This is a genomic window from Trichococcus patagoniensis (genome assembly GCF_003051085.1).
In the GTDB taxonomy this organism is placed as follows: Bacteria; Bacillota; Bacilli; order Lactobacillales; family Aerococcaceae; genus Trichococcus; species Trichococcus patagoniensis.
Genome location: NZ_QAOM01000001.1, coordinates 225717 through 240687 on the forward strand (window position 1 = coordinate 225717; position 14971 = coordinate 240687).

At 46.3% G+C, this 14971-nt stretch carries 11 protein-coding genes; 10 read left to right on the forward strand and 1 reads right to left on the reverse strand.

Annotated features, from left to right (window positions below; translation table 11 throughout):
- Nucleotides 1–24: 24 nt before the first annotated feature.
- The 3 genes from C8U37_RS01165 to holA all read left to right on the forward strand — a co-directional run bounded on the left by C8U37_RS01165 (nucleotide 25) and on the right by holA (nucleotide 3928).
- Nucleotides 25–534: a ComE operon protein 2 gene (locus C8U37_RS01165; protein WP_106448737.1), complete on the forward strand. Its 510-nt coding sequence runs from the start codon at nucleotides 25–27 to the stop codon at nucleotides 532–534.
- Nucleotides 535–656: 122 nt separating this feature from the next.
- The gene (locus C8U37_RS01170; RefSeq protein ID WP_170100139.1) at nucleotides 657–2870 is read left to right on the forward strand and encodes a DNA internalization-related competence protein ComEC/Rec2; all 2214 of its coding nucleotides are present in this window, start codon (nucleotides 657–659) and stop codon (nucleotides 2868–2870) included.
- Nucleotides 2871–2893: 23 nt separating this feature from the next.
- Entirely contained in the window at nucleotides 2894–3928 is a 1035-nt protein-coding gene (gene holA, locus C8U37_RS01175; RefSeq protein ID WP_108031492.1) for a DNA polymerase III subunit delta, read from the forward strand.
- Between the two features lie 502 nt (nucleotides 3929–4430).
- Here holA and rpsT read toward each other — a convergent pair.
- Nucleotides 4431–4685 (reverse strand): 30S ribosomal protein S20, encoded by a 255-nt coding sequence (gene rpsT / locus C8U37_RS01180; protein WP_068562182.1) that lies wholly within the window; start codon nucleotides 4683–4685, stop codon nucleotides 4431–4433.
- A gap of 260 nt (nucleotides 4686–4945) precedes the next feature.
- On the opposite strand from rpsT, the gene uvrB reads away from it, so the two are divergent.
- From uvrB to C8U37_RS01215, 7 genes are all read left to right on the forward strand, one after another.
- Nucleotides 4946–6937, forward strand: a complete 1992-nt coding sequence (gene uvrB / locus C8U37_RS01185; protein ID WP_108031459.1) for an excinuclease ABC subunit UvrB — start codon at nucleotides 4946–4948, stop codon at nucleotides 6935–6937.
- 138 nt (nucleotides 6938–7075) lie between these two features.
- Nucleotides 7076–7345, forward strand: coding sequence for a 30S ribosomal protein S15 (gene rpsO / locus C8U37_RS01190; protein ID WP_086628176.1), 270 nt, complete (start codon nucleotides 7076–7078; stop codon nucleotides 7343–7345).
- A gap of 223 nt (nucleotides 7346–7568) precedes the next feature.
- Nucleotides 7569–9677 carry a polyribonucleotide nucleotidyltransferase gene (gene pnp / locus C8U37_RS01195; protein WP_108031460.1) on the forward strand — a complete coding sequence of 703 codons (2109 nt, stop codon included), beginning with the start codon at nucleotides 7569–7571 and terminating at the stop codon, nucleotides 9675–9677.
- Nucleotides 9678–10289: 612 nt separating this feature from the next.
- On the forward strand, nucleotides 10290–10853 hold the full coding sequence (gene citX / locus C8U37_RS01200) for a citrate lyase holo-[acyl-carrier protein] synthase (protein WP_170100140.1): 564 nt from the start codon (nucleotides 10290–10292) through the stop codon (nucleotides 10851–10853).
- A gap of 236 nt (nucleotides 10854–11089) precedes the next feature.
- Nucleotides 11090–12130, forward strand: a complete 1041-nt coding sequence (locus C8U37_RS01205; protein ID WP_108031462.1) for an aspartate-semialdehyde dehydrogenase — start codon at nucleotides 11090–11092, stop codon at nucleotides 12128–12130.
- 381 nt (nucleotides 12131–12511) lie between these two features.
- Nucleotides 12512–14191: a ribonuclease J gene (locus C8U37_RS01210; RefSeq protein ID WP_108031463.1), complete on the forward strand. Its 1680-nt coding sequence runs from the start codon at nucleotides 12512–12514 to the stop codon at nucleotides 14189–14191.
- A gap of 60 nt (nucleotides 14192–14251) precedes the next feature.
- Nucleotides 14252–14854: an energy-coupled thiamine transporter ThiT gene (locus tag C8U37_RS01215; protein WP_170100141.1), complete on the forward strand. Its 603-nt coding sequence runs from the start codon at nucleotides 14252–14254 to the stop codon at nucleotides 14852–14854.
- Nucleotides 14855–14971: the final 117 nt, after the last annotated feature.

The window sequence follows — 14971 nt, forward strand, 5'->3', positions numbered from 1 at the left end:
TTATATATGGATGGAGGTTACTGCATGGAAAGAATTCCTTGGAATCAATATTTTATGGCACAAAGCGTGCTGCTCTCGCTGAGGAGCACGTGCAAACGCTTGGAGGTCGGTGCCACAATCGTCAGAGACAAACGCATCATAGCCGGAGGATACAACGGAAGTGTTTCCGGCGATGTCCACTGCATCGATGAGGGCTGCTATGTTGTGAACGGGCACTGTGTCCGCACCATCCACGCGGAAATGAATGCGATCCTGCAGTGTGCCAAATTCGGCGCCCAGACCCAGGATGCGGAAATATATGTGACGCATTTTCCTTGCTTGCAATGCACAAAAATGATTTTGCAGGCCGGCATCAAGAAAATCTACTATTTGGAAGACTATCATAATGACTCCTACGCTGTCCATCTTTTGGATGCAATGGACATTCCGTATGAACAAGTCCCCCTCGATCCGGATTATTTCTCTCAATTACTGAAACGAAAAGAACAATCAGATGATGGCTCTGCTGCTTGTTGCGGTCATCATGACGACTGACCATTAAAGGCTATCTGCTTTTGCCTGCCTTGCTCGTCTTCCCGATGACCCTTATTGGGTTTGACGGAACCAACGTTTTTGCATGGGTACTGCTAGTTGCCATTTTTGCGCGCCTTTTCTTTATGCAATCCAAGGTTTTGAACGTCATTGCTGCCGCGGTAGTGACCGCAAGTTTTTTGAGCTTGCTGGTCCACGATTTTTCAAGTGCATCTGCGTTCTCTGCTCAGGAAGCGGAAGCGATCAGAACGGCTGCGCTGCAGTTGGATCCGAACGACATGCGGGTCAACGGCGATTTGTTGACAGGGGAAGCCCTGCTGCAATCGGAAGGCAAGGAAGAAAGAGTTTATTTCTATTACACGATCGAAACGGAAGAAGAAAAGTTCAACTGGGAACAAAAGCGATTTCCCCAACGGGTCGTTGCCACAGTCCAGTTGGAGGAGCCGGAAGCTGAGCGGAATCTGCACCAATTTGATTTTGAAGATTATCTGAATGCGAAAAGCATCCATTGGGTCGTCACGATCGAAGCGATGCAGTTCCGGAGCGAGGATCGTTCTTTCTGGTCCTGGCCCAGCAGCATCAGGAGATCCATCATTTTGCTGTTGGAAAAGTTGCCTGCTGTCCAGACTACCGACTACATCCAAACCATGTTATTCAATCAGCCGCATGCTATTGCCGGGGATACGTTGGATGCCTATCGTGGGATTGGTTTATTGCATCTTTTTTCCATCTCCGGTATGCATATCCAGCTGTTGCTGTCTCAGATGCGCTTTATCCTGCTGCGGATGAAAGTCAGCCATGAGACCACGGATAAGCTGCTTGTTGTATTTTTGATCGCTTATGGTGTGTTGACCGGGTGGGGAATCGGTGTCTTCCGGGCTATCTGTACGCATTTTATCCTTTTGATGGGGAAAATCACCGGCCATCGGGTTGAAGCGAAAGATGCCTTCGCGCTTACGGTGATGATTGCTGTTTTTTACAATCCGCTGCTGATCTATTCGGCAAGTTTCCAATTGAGCTATCTTTTGGCCGGGGTATTGTATTTCGTGGCTCCGGTCAGTTCGGAATGGAAAATGAACGGGCTATTGAAGGACATCTGTTTGACGGCCCTGATGACATTGGCGTCCTTTCCTGTCGTCGCCTATCATTTTTTTGAGGTCTCGTGGCTCGGGATCTTTGTGAATGTGATCTTTTCGTTCTTTTTTTCTTGGTTGCTTTTTCCGCTGTTTTGGTTGTTGTTCTTTGTCGTGCTTTTTTCCCCGGGAACCCCGTTGCTGGGATTGCTCTGCACCGTGTCCGACAAATTGCTCACCTTATTGGAAAGCTTCGCTGGAGCAGCCGCGGATTTGGATTTTGCGTCATTGGTTACAGGAAGACCGCCCGCCTTTTATTTTGCGTTGGTCTGGCTCGCCTTGATTCTGCTCTTGCTGAGCGTTGAAAAGAAAAAAAGGGATATCCGGGTGCTCGGGTTCCTGATGGCTGCTGTCGGCCTGTTTTCCTTCGCCCATCAGCTCGCGCCTTCCGGAAAAGTCGTCATGCTTGATGTGGGGCAGGGGGATGCCATTCTGATCATAACGCCCTTTCATCGTCGGGCCGTGCTGATCGATACGGGAGGCATGCTGACTTTTGAAAAAGAAGCCTGGCAAGTCCGGGAAACAGCGACCACAGCCGGAGAAAAGCTTGTGTCGATCATAAAAGCCGAAGGCGTGAAAAAATTGGACAGGGTCTTTCTGACGCATGCCGATCAGGATCATGTCGGTTCGTTGCGGGAACTCGCCGAAGGTTTGCCGATTGATGCGGTTTATTTCCCTAAAGGAGCGGAAGGGAATGCGGCGTTCGCCGCAGTGCTCCTTGAACTGCAAAGTCAACACCAAGTGGATCTATTCCCTTTATTGGGCAAGGTTGATCTACAGATTGATGCTGATTTTGTTTTTCATATCCTGGCCCCTTTAGCGCCGGGCGAAGGCGGAAATGAGGATTCATTGGTCATCCAAACAAGCATAGGCGGTTTGGATTGGCTGTTCACGGGTGATCTTGGAGAAGCAGGGGAAGATTTGCTGATGCGCACTTATCCTGATTTGAAGACCGATATCCTGAAAATTGGCCACCACGGGAGCGCAGCATCCAGTTCGGAAGGCTTCTTGGATCATGTCCAACCTGAATTGGCCTTGATATCCGCAGGGAAACAGAACCGGTATGGTCATCCGGATGCGGAAATACTGGAACGTCTGGAATTGCGGGATATCCCTATATTTCGCACGGATCGACAGGGCGCTATCCACTTCCTGTATGGTTCAAGGGAAACAGAATGGCGAACCATTTTGGAGAACAAAAAATAAAAATGATGAATGGTGGTCCAAACGTGAATTATACAACGGAGATGTCCAAAATAAAAAAAGGTCAGCTTCAGCCGGTCTATTTATTTTTGGGCAAAGAAGATTTTTTTATAGAAGAAGCGAAGCAGCTGTTGCTGCGTACGGTGGTTGACGAAGCCGACAAGGATTTGAATGTCGGTATATTCAATATGGATGAGACAGTGTTGGATCGGGCTCTTGAAGATGCGGAGTCGCTGCCTTTTTTTGGGGAGAGACGTTTGGTCATCATCGAAAACCCGCTGTTTTTGACGGCCGAAAAAGCCAAAAATGGGCTGGAGCATGATCTTGGCTGGCTGGAGAGTTATCTGGAGAACCCTTCGCCCACAACGATTCTGGCTATTTTTGCGCCTTACGAAAAATTGGACAGCAGAAAAAAATTATCGAAACTCTTGGCTAAGAAGGCCGTCACTGTGGATGTCTCTCCTTTAGCGGAAAAAGAAGCCCGCAAATTTTTGGGGGATATGATAAAAAATGAAGGCTATCAGATGGACCGCGACGCACTCGAGCTATTTTACGAGCGGATCGAAAATCAACTTTCGCGGGGGATGCGGGAGCTTCCTAAGCTGTTTCTCGCCGGATCTGAAGACAAGAAACTCAAGAAACAGATGGTGATCGACTTGATCCCGCGAAATCTGGAACAAAATATTTTTGAATTGGTGACGCAGGTTCTGAACAAGAACACGTATCTGGCCATCCAGATTTATCGGGATCTGTTGCTCCAAAAAGAGGAACCGATCAAAATCAACGCTATCCTTTTGGGGCAATTCCGGCTGTTGCTGCAAGTGAAGCTGCTCTCAAAAAATGGTTATCAACAAACCGACATCACCAAAGTATTGAAGATCCATCCTTATCGTGTGAAACTTGCTTTCCAACAAGTGAGGAACCTTTCCGAAAAGGTCTTGGCGGATGCTTTTAAGGGATTGGTCGAGACGGAATACAACATGAAGACAGGGCAAGGGCTGAAGGAGATACAATTTGAGCTGTTTCTGATCCGTTACGCAAACGCAATGCCCAAACAATAAAATCAAAGCAGAAAAGCGAAACGGGTTCGTTCAGCCCTGAATTAAGGGTACACTGTGACCTAGTCGGTCAAGTGTATCATGCCTCTAAGCGATTGAAATCGCAAGAGTCATGACAATTTAGGAAATCGTGCCTTGCAACGTTCCCTACGGTCACCTTGTACTGGGGCTCTAAGGGATGAATCCCTAAGAGTCCCATGCAACTGAGCATCGTAGAGCGCAATATGCTGAGAGACTTCCTGCGTCAGCAGGTTAGTCGAACAGTATCCTTGGCTCGAAGAGACAAGGGGTTCCTACATAAATAATTTCCGAAGGGCGTACCCGTGGAGCTGGACATCATTTTGGATGCATGAAATAAGTTGCAAATCAGTTTAACACCTGCGGTGATACGCTTCTTAGTTTGATAATTTATACAAATTACTTTACATACGAAAAAGGCCGAAGACGGACCAGTTGGACTGGTCTGTCTTCGGCCTTACGTTTTGAAGTCTCTTAAATCAAAAAATTATTTTGCTAATTTTTTAGTTAAACGAGAAATGTCGCGAGACGCTTTGTTTTGATGAATTAAGTTTTTAGAAGCTGCTGAATCGATAGATTTAACTGCTGCCTTTAATAATTCTTCGCTATTTTCAGCGCCTTCTGCTACTGCAGCTTCAAATTTCTTGATAGCTGAACGCATAGCACTCTTTTGAGCGTTGTTTTTTAGGTTAGCTTTTTCGCTAGTGCGAACACGTTTGATTGCTGAATCGATATTTGGCATTGGGTTCACCCCTCTTTCCTTATTTCTATAACTATTAGGCTGTTTTGCCAACATGCCATATTATACATAATTTTTGAGGGTTGTGCAATAAAAAATGCAAGAGATTCCTTTTTTAATCCTAGCGACCTGGAATTTGGAGATACAAATTTTGAAATTTTTGGGTCAAAATCGGGCCAGGCGATGCCGAAAGCTCTAAAGTGTACGAAAGTATGTTTGGGTGGTAAAATACTTGTAATAGTAAGTGAAGAGGTGAATCGTCCATGAAAGATCATTTTGAATTAGTTTCCCCGTACCAGCCCAGCGGTGATCAGCCGGAAGCCATCAAAGAGCTCGTCGATGGGTTGAATCTGGGCAGACGGGCGCAAACATTGTTGGGCGCGACTGGGACCGGTAAGACGTTTACGGTAGCGAACGTCATCCAGGCAGTGAACAAGCCGACGCTTGTCATTGCGCACAACAAAACGTTGGCTGGGCAATTGTATGGCGAGTTGAAGGAGTTTTTCCCAAATAACGCCGTCGAATATTTTGTGAGTTATTATGACTATTACCAACCCGAAGCGTATGTTCCTTCCAGTGACACTTATATAGAGAAAGAATCCAGCGTAAACGATGAAATCGACAAACTGCGTCATTCCGCAACCAGTTCCTTGCTGGAAAGGCGTGACGTTATTGTTGTGGCTTCCGTATCCTGCATCTATGGCCTGGTGAATCCCTTGGACTATAAAGAGCATACCTTATCGTTGCGGCAAGGGATGGAGATGGAACGGAATGAACTGCTGCGCAGGCTGGTGGAAATGCAGTTTGAACGCAATGATATCGATTTTCGGCGTGGCTCGTTCCGTGTGCGCGGGGATGTGGTCGAAATTTTTCTGGCATCACGCGATAATGAGGCTATCCGTGTCGAATTTTTTGGGGATGAGATCGATCGGATCCGGGAAGTCGATGTGCTGACCGGAGAAATCAAGAACGACGTCGAACATTTCCCCATTTTCCCGGCCACTCACTTCGTGGCAAATGAAGAAAAGACCTTGCATGCAGTCGATATGATCCGGGCAGAACTGAAGGATCGCCTTAAGGTGCTGCGCGAAGAAAACAAACTGCTGGAAGCCCAACGCTTGGAACAGCGAACCAACTACGATATGGAAATGTTGATGGAAATGGGATACTGCAACGGAATCGAAAACTATTCCAGACATATGGATGGCCGCGCTCCTGGAGAGCCACCATACACGCTGCTTGATTTTTTCCCGGATGATTATTTGACAGTCATCGACGAGTCGCACATCACGATGTCGCAAATACGCGGCATGTACAACGGGGACCGTTCTCGGAAAGAACAGCTGGTGGCATACGGTTTCCGTCTGCCGAGCACCTTGGATAACCGCCCGTTGATGTTGAAGGAATTCGAGGAACGGGTCAATCAGATCCTTTATATTTCAGCGACACCGGGCCCTTACGAATATGAACAAAGTCCTTATGTTGCCCAACAGATCATCCGACCGACCGGCTTGTTGGATCCGATTGTGGAAGTGCGTCCGATCAAAGGTCAGATCGATGATCTGATAAGTGAAATCAATTTGCGAGTCGAACGCAATGAACGGGTATTCATCACTACTTTGACGAAGAAGATGTCGGAAGACTTGACCGATTATCTGAAGGAAGTCGGCATCAAAGTCAATTATCTGCACAGCGAAATCAAAACGATGGAGCGAGCGGAAATCATCCGCAATCTCCGATTGGGAGAATTTGATGTATTGATCGGCATCAATCTATTGCGGGAAGGGTTGGATGTTCCGGAGGTTTCGCTTGTCGCCATCTTGGATGCCGACAAAGAAGGCTTCCTGCGGAGCGAGCGCTCGCTTGTCCAGACGATCGGAAGAGCGGCCCGCAATGAGAACGGGAAGGTCATCATGTATGCGGACCGCATAACGGATTCCATGGAGCGGGCCATATTTGAAACGAACAGGCGCCGTGCGACGCAGGAAGCCTACAACATTAAGCATGGCATCACACCGACAACAATCATCAAAGAAGTCCGTGACCGCATCAGCATCTCGCATACACCTGAAGATGCAGAAGGGGACGTCAGCATTTTGAGCGTCTATAAAGCGATGACGATGGAACAACGCCGCGAAGCGCTCGATCAACTGGACAGGGAAATGCGGGAAGCCGCTAAAGCCCTCAATTTTGAAAAAGCGGCTGAAATCCGTGACATGGTATTGGAGCTGAAAGCTGAATACAAAGGTTTATAAAAAAGTGATTTTCACTTGCAATCGGTAAGGAATTACGTTAAACTGTTCCATGTATTATATATACGACCTTCAACTTGGTTAAACGAATCACCAACGTTTTACTCAGTTAAAGGTAACTTTATGAAAGAGGTGAAAAAAATGGCAATTTCAAAAGAACTTAAAAATGAAATCATCAAAGAATACGCTATTCACGAAGGAGATACTGGATCCCCTGAAGTGCAAATCGCAGTTCTTACGTATGAAATCAACCACTTGAACGAGCACGCACGCGTTCACAAAAAAGACCACCATTCTTACCGTGGTTTAATGAAAAAAGTTGGACACCGTCGTAATTTGTTGGCTTACTTGCGTAACAAAGACGTTCCCCGCTACCGTGAACTAATCCAAAAATTAGGCTTACGTCGTTAATTTCGTGGCTAAGATATATGAAGCGAGATTCCACTGTGAATCTCGCTTATTTTTTGGGATTTTTTGGACAATGAGTGCAAAAATGCTGAGCAATCAGCTATAATGGAATGAGGCTCCCGCTCTACAGACCGCTACTATACAAATGTGAGCTTACAGTCATCAGTAGGTTGACATTTGTTTAGTAGTTGGTAGATGGGAAGCATCGCAAAAGGAGAATGATAACATGTCAGAAAAAAAAGTGTTCCAAATGGACTGGGCAGGTCGTTTGCTGCAAGTCGAAATCGGCCAATTGGCTAAGCAAGCCAACGGTGCGGTATTGGTGAGATACGGAGATACCGTTGTGTTGACGGCTGCTGTAGGTTCAAGAGAACCAAAAGATACCGATTTCTTCCCATTGACTGTGAACTATGAAGAAAAAATGTATTCAGTCGGTAAAATACCTGGAGGATTCATCAAGCGTGAAGGCCGTCCGAGCGAAAACGCAACATTGACGGCGCGTTTGATCGACCGTCCGATCCGCCCGATGTTCCCTGAAGGATTCCGCAACGAAGTGCAGATCACAAACGTTGTCATGTCCGTTGAACAGGATTGCGCGCCTGAAATGGCTGCTATGTTCGGTTCCTCTTTGGCGTTGGCGATTTCCGACATTCCGTTCTACGGACCGATCGCTGGAGTGAATGTTGGCCGCGTGGATGGCGAATATGTTTTGAATCCAACCGTTCCACAAAATGAAGCATCCGATATTGAGTTGACCGTTGCCGGTTCGAGAGTTGCCATCAACATGGTTGAGAGCAGTGCTGCGATGGTTAATGAAGAAGATATGCTTGGGGCATTGATGTTCGGTCACAAAGCGATCCAGGAATTATGCGATTTCCAAGATAAAATCGTAGCCGAAGTCGGCAAGGAAAAAATGACAGTCAAACTTTTATCTTTGAATCCTGAACTTGTAGCCGAAGTTACCGCTGCTTATGGCGAAAAAATGACGGCAGCCATCATGACAGAAGAAAAATTGGCTCGTGAGGCCGCTATTGAAGATGTGAAAGCTGAAGCAATCGTGTTCTTCAAAGAAAAGTATCTGGATGACGCCAACTTTGCACAAATCTCCAAAGAAGTCCGCCAAATCGTGGAAGACATGGAAAAAGACGAAGTGCGCCGTTTGATCACAGTCGATAAAATCCGCCCTGATGGCCGTAAAATCGACGAGATCCGTCCGTTAGCTTCAGAAGTCGGTTTATTGCCGCGCGTACACGGTTCCGGATTGTTCACGCGTGGACAGACGCAAGCATTGTCCACTTGTACATTGGCTCCACTGGGCGAACATCAGATTATCGATGGCCTGGGCATGGTAGACAGCAAACGATTCATCCACCATTACAACTTCCCGCAATTCTCGGTCGGCAGCACCGGCAGAGCAGGAAGTCCTGGACGCCGCGAAATCGGCCATGGTGCTTTGGGTGAACGTGCATTGAAACAAGTCATCCCGACTGAAGCCGAGTTCCCTTACACAATCCGTTTGGTTTCGGAAGTATTGGAATCCAACGGGTCCTCTTCACAAGCAAGCATCTGCGCCAGCACGCTGGCAATGATGGACGCGGGTGTACCGATCAAAGCGCCGGTAGCGGGTATCGCGATGGGCTTAGTGATGGAAGGCGAAAACTATACAGTCTTGACGGACATCCAAGGACTTGAAGACCACTTGGGCGACATGGACTTCAAAGTTGCCGGAACAAGCGAAGGCATCACTGCATTGCAGATGGACATCAAAATCCAAGGAATCACAGAACAAATCCTGACTGAAGCATTGATGCAAGCGAAAAAAGCGCGGATGGAAATCCTTGCTGAGCTGACAAGCACGATTGCAGCCCCTCGCGAAGAATTGTCCCAATATGCTCCGAAAATCGAAATGATGCAAATCAAACCTGATAAGATCAAAGTCGTCATCGGTAAGGGCGGGGATACGATCAACAGCATCATCGAAGAAACCGGCGTGAAGATCGACATCGATCAAGACGGCAACGTGAGCATCGCTTCAGCTGATACGGCGATGATTGCCCGCGCTAAACAAATCATCGAAGAGTTGACACATGAAGTGAAGGTCGGCGAAATCTACGAGGGTACTGTAAAACGCATCGAAAAATTCGGCGCATTCGTCGGAATCACAAAAGGCAAAGACGGTATGGTCCACATATCCGAATTGGCTAACGAGCGTGTCAAAGAAGTCGAAGACGTCCTAGCCATCGGCGACAAAGTCAAAGTCAAGGTCATCGAAGTCGATAGACAAGGCAGAATCAATCTTTCCCGTAAAGCACTATTGACTAAGGAAGAAAAGTAAACTGCTTATAACAGAATAATACTGTACGCAAAGAACAGGCATAACCTTCACAAAAAGGCGATGCCTGTTCTTTTTGCGGATGGTAGTTAAGGTCCGCGCTCGTAAGAAAGCCTGCCACAATTATTCTAATAATCCTGACAAATAGAGTAATGTTGATTAATAATAGATTTTAATATTAAATCAATGAATTTTTTTCATAAAAGCGTTATTATAGTGTAAAGAGAAACAAATTTTTACGGTTGCATTTTATGGATATATTTTCTGATTATATCGTCTCCGTTAATGAAAGCGCTTTAAACGCTTTTGTGGTTTCATTATTCGCTTGTGTCCAATCAGCAGCAAAGTCAAATAATGGCTCCGATTTCGCCTCCAGGACTCTTTTGTAGCAAAATTGTGGACATAGCGAAGCTTCCATGTAAGTTTTTGTAACAAATAATGGTATCATCATTATCAGCAACCAATCTGTCGTTCAATCATAAAGAAGCACGAGGTCGTCGGATACACGGGCAGCTCGAAGGCGCAGAAGGACCAAACGGAAACAGCAACGAATCTGGCTGCTCCGGTTCCGTTTGTTTAGAAGAGAACAAAATAAAACAGTAAAGGATGAGTGCAATGGTGCCAGAATCTATTTTCTCGCAAGGTCAAATGCCGACGCTCAAGGAAGTGTTGGCCTCAAGGGAACAACGTGCCTTTTTTGAAGAGGAAATCAGCAAGACAAACGCAAATCAGACGTTGATTTCCCTTAAATGCAATATTCCTGGACCAGTCAAATATAATGCCATCGTAAGGCAGATTTCTGAAATCGGCATCCAAGAAGTCAAAAATGCGATCCAAACAAATAAATGGAAAGTCACCTATGAAAAATTGATGGATTTGGATACAGGGCCGGAATACTTTGTCGTCGTCGATACCTATCCGACTGCTGTGAAGCAAGCCGCCATCATGATAGAAGACGGCAGTTTGCTCGGCCAGCTGTTCACGATCAGCGTGTTTTATCTGGAAGAAGGCAAGATGATCGAGGTGCAGCGAATGGAAATAGGCTATGAACCGAGAACGTGCATGGTTTGTGGGGATGAAGCATTCGAATGCGAAAACGCGAATGTGCACAGCAGGGAAGAAATCCAGAAAAAAATCGAATCCATTCTGCAGGAGGATGGAAGAGTCCGTTTGGATTAAGAAACCCAGTTCAGTTATTGCATCCAGAAAATCCACGGAATCATCGGAAAAAACAAAATAGCCAACAGTCAGCATTCCAAACAGAGAGCCCTGGCGGGGTTTCTGCGTGGAATGTTTTTTTGGATAATTAAAAAATAGATTAAAAATTTCTAATAAAGTATGGTAAAATGCTTAAGTGAAGGATATCCAAATCCTAAAAAAATAGATAGTACAGAAAATGAATGAGTGAGGGATCAATGATGAAAGAGTATAATGTTGCCATTGTAGGTGCTACGGGTGCTGTTGGAGAAAAAATGCTGGGCTTGTTGGAGGATGCTTCTTTTCCGATAAAAAGTTTGAAATTGTTGGCTTCTAAACGGTCTGTAGGCAAAGTGAAGACTTTCCGAGGGCAGGAACTGCAGATTGAAGAAACGACTGATGACTCATTTGAAGGCATCGATATTGCCTTATTCAGCGCTGGGGGCGGCATCACGAAACAATTCTCCCCTGCAGCGATCAAAGCTGGAGCCATCGTCATCGACAATACGAGTGCTTTTCGTATGGATCCGGAAACGCCATTGGTTGTTCCTGAAGTGAATCCGGAAGACTTGCGCAAACACAAAGGGCTGATAGCTAATCCAAACTGCTCCACTATTCAGATGGTGGTGGCTTTGCAACCGATCCGCGAAAAATTCGGTTTGGATCGCGTCATCGTTTCCACGTACCAAGCGGTAAGCGGAGCTGGCCTGCATGCTTTGGAAGAATTGAAAGCTCAAACCCAAGCTGTCCTGAACGGTGAAGAGCCGGTCGCGCATATCTTGCCTTGTGGTGGCGATAAGAAGCATTTCCCGATTGCATTCAATGCTTTACCGCAAATCGATGTGTTCAGCGAAGGCGGCTACACGTATGAAGAGTGGAAAATGATCAATGAAACCAAAAAAATCATGGGAGACAAGGACATCAAAGTCTCTGCTACCTGCGTGCGCATCCCTGTAATGTCCGGACACTCGGAATCCGTCTATTTTGAAGTGGACGATAAAAACGTTTCTGTCGCAGATATCTGGGAAGTGCTGAAAGATGCTCCAGGAGTTGTGCTTCAGGATGACACAGCTAATCAAGTCTATCCGACCGCCCGCGAATCAGTCGGAAAGAATGAAACATTTGTCGGACGTATCCGTAAGGATGTGGATGTCGACAATGGCTTCCATATGTGGGTTGTTTCGGATAACCTGTTGAAGGGCGCTGCTTGGAACTCTGTGCAGATCGCTGAAAAAATGATCGAAATGGGCCTACTGTAGAATTTTTGAATACGGATGAGCAAATCCGCGTCAACTGAAGAATCGGATATGACAGGGCCTGTCAAAGGATGGACCGGGAAGGGTGTTTGGTTAAACACCTTCCCGGTCCGTTCCTTTTGGCAGGTCTTTTTTTGCACTTTCAGAAAACCGGAACAGAAACTGAAGCAAATGCTACAATTTTGCCGATAATCATGTATAATATAACAGAGAGGATATCGGTCACGTTTAGCCGGATGCGAAGAAAACGCGTTCGCTTGTAGACTCTGAAGGAAGCTCGGCAAAGCAGCCGTGCTGATTTTCAGGGACGAAAATACGGAGAAAGGCATTCAAACGATCAATATAGATAACAGCACAGAAAGCTGAAAAATAAGAGGTGGTACAATGAGTAAAGTAAGAATAATTTCTCTCGGAGGTGTGAGAGAAAGCGGTAAAAACATGTATTTAGTGGAAGTGGACGATTTAATTTTTGTATTGGATTGCGGTCTGCTCTATCCGGAAAACGAATTGTTGGGAATTGATGTTGTCATCCCTGATTTCACGTACCTGGAGGAAAACAAAAATAAGATAGCGGGTATTTTCCTGACGCATGGTCATGCGGATGCCGTAGGAGCATTGCCTTATTTATTGCAGAATATCGATGCACCCGTGTTCGGTACAGGTTTGACGATCGCGTTGGCTAAACTGGCGGTTGAATCAACCGGATTGGCTACAGGCTTTGAGGATTACCACATCATCGATGAAAACACTGAAATTGAATTTGAAAATACCAGCGTCCGGTTCTTCAGAACCACGCATACCATCCCTGATTCTGTAGGGATCTGTGTGAAGACGGAAGAAGGCAGTGTCGTCTATACAGGTGACTTCAAGTTTGATCAAAGCGCATCCCCGATGTATCGGACCGATTACGGCAAAATTACGGATATCGGCGAAGGCAAAGTATTGGCACTATTGAGCGATTCCGGAGATGCCGAATCAACTACGGAAAATGTCAGTGACCGCAAGATTGAGGAAGAAATGCTTGATACCTTCATCAATGCTGAAGGACGCATCATCGTGTCCTGTGTTGCAAGCAACATTTTGCGCATTCAGCAAGTTTTTGATGTCGCTCTCCAAGCCAACCGTAAGATCTTTTTGACAGGACCGACTTTGGTCGAAACAGTCGACGTCGCCATGAAACTAGGAAAACTAGTCTTGCCGACTCCAGATCTGCTTGTGAATGTAAAAAACATCAATGATTACCGTGATGGGCAAGTCTTGGTGCTGGAAACCGGCAATAGCGGGGAACCGTTGGAAGCATTGCAACGGATGTCCAAAGGCAGACACAAGCAAGTGAACCTTAAAGAGGGCGATTTGGTTTACATCACGACTACGCCTTCCACAGCGATGGAAACAACAGTCGCAAAAACCAAGAATTTGATTTACCGCGCCGGTGCGTCCGTGCGGGAAATTTCGGGAACATACAAAGCATCCGGACATGCTTCGCCGAACGATCTGAAATTGATGATCAACCTGCTGAGACCTACGTATTTCGTGCCTGTCCAAGGCGAGTACCGGATGCAGGCTGCACATGCCCAGTTGGCGAATGAAGTCGGCATTCCGTTCAAAAACATATTCATCCCCGGCAAAGGCGATGTCATCGAATATGCGAAAGGACGTATGCATATGACGGGACAGGTCCCAGCCGGGAATGTGCTGATCGATGGAATCGGCGTCGGCGATATCGGCAATATTGTCTTGCGCGACCGCAAACTGTTGTCGGAAGATGGCATCTTCGTTGTCGTTGTGACGATCTCCAGAAGATTGAACAAAATTTTGTCGGGTCCGGAAATCGTTTCGCGTGGTTTCGTCTACATGAAAGCCAGCGAAGAGCTTGTCAAGGAAAGTTCGAATATCGTCAGGGAAGTAGTGGAAGATAACCTGCATACGAAAGATTTTGATTGGGCCAAGTTAAAACAAGAGATACGTGACTCGTTGAGCCGTTATCTTTTTGAAAAGACGAAGCGCAAACCGGTCATTTTACCGATCATCATGGAAGCATCCAATTATCAGAAGAAGAGCTGATGCCCGTTTGCCGGAAAAGCAATGAAACGGATCGTTGTTGAAAAGGAGAGATTCATCTTTATGGGTTCTAATAGTACGAAGGCTTGGATCGAGGCAGCTCTGTTTGCTGGGCTCGCGATCGCCTTGGCATACGTGGCCATGCCATTTGGAGAATACACTATTGTTTTTGCTTTGTTGCCGTTGCTTTTCGTTTCCCTCCGCAGAGGAATATTGCTTGGACTGGTTTCAGGAACACTGACCGGCCTCGCTTTGTTTGCGCTCAAAGGAGAGGGGACGGATGTTGCCGCAGATATCCTGACCCAAGCGGCACCGTTCGTTTTCGTGGGCATCGCCGGTTTTTTCGCGAAATTTACGCAACGCACATTGAACAATAAACGTTTCCCGAATGCAGCCTTGAATATAGTGACGGCATCCTTTTTCGGAACGCTTGTCTATTTTGTTTGGGCGCTGATTTCGGACATATTCCTCAGCAAGGAAGCAGTTCCTGCCGGTGTTTCTGATTTTGCACATTTCCTTCCGGGACAGGCGCTATCGTTTGCGGCAACTTTTGCCGTCAGCGCAGTCGTTCTGGTGTTGCTTGCAAAATTCGCTCCTAAAGCGTACATTCCAAAAGGCAGCCGTTTCCTGAGCAGAAAAGAAAAATCGAAACTATTAAATGATTGAAAAATGGAAGGCGAAGGACGGATTTTAATTATCCGGACTTCGTCTTTCTGTTTTTGTGGGCTCGTGTGCTATCATTAGGTGGTAACATGTTTTGTCATTATGTTGATTTGGAGTGGT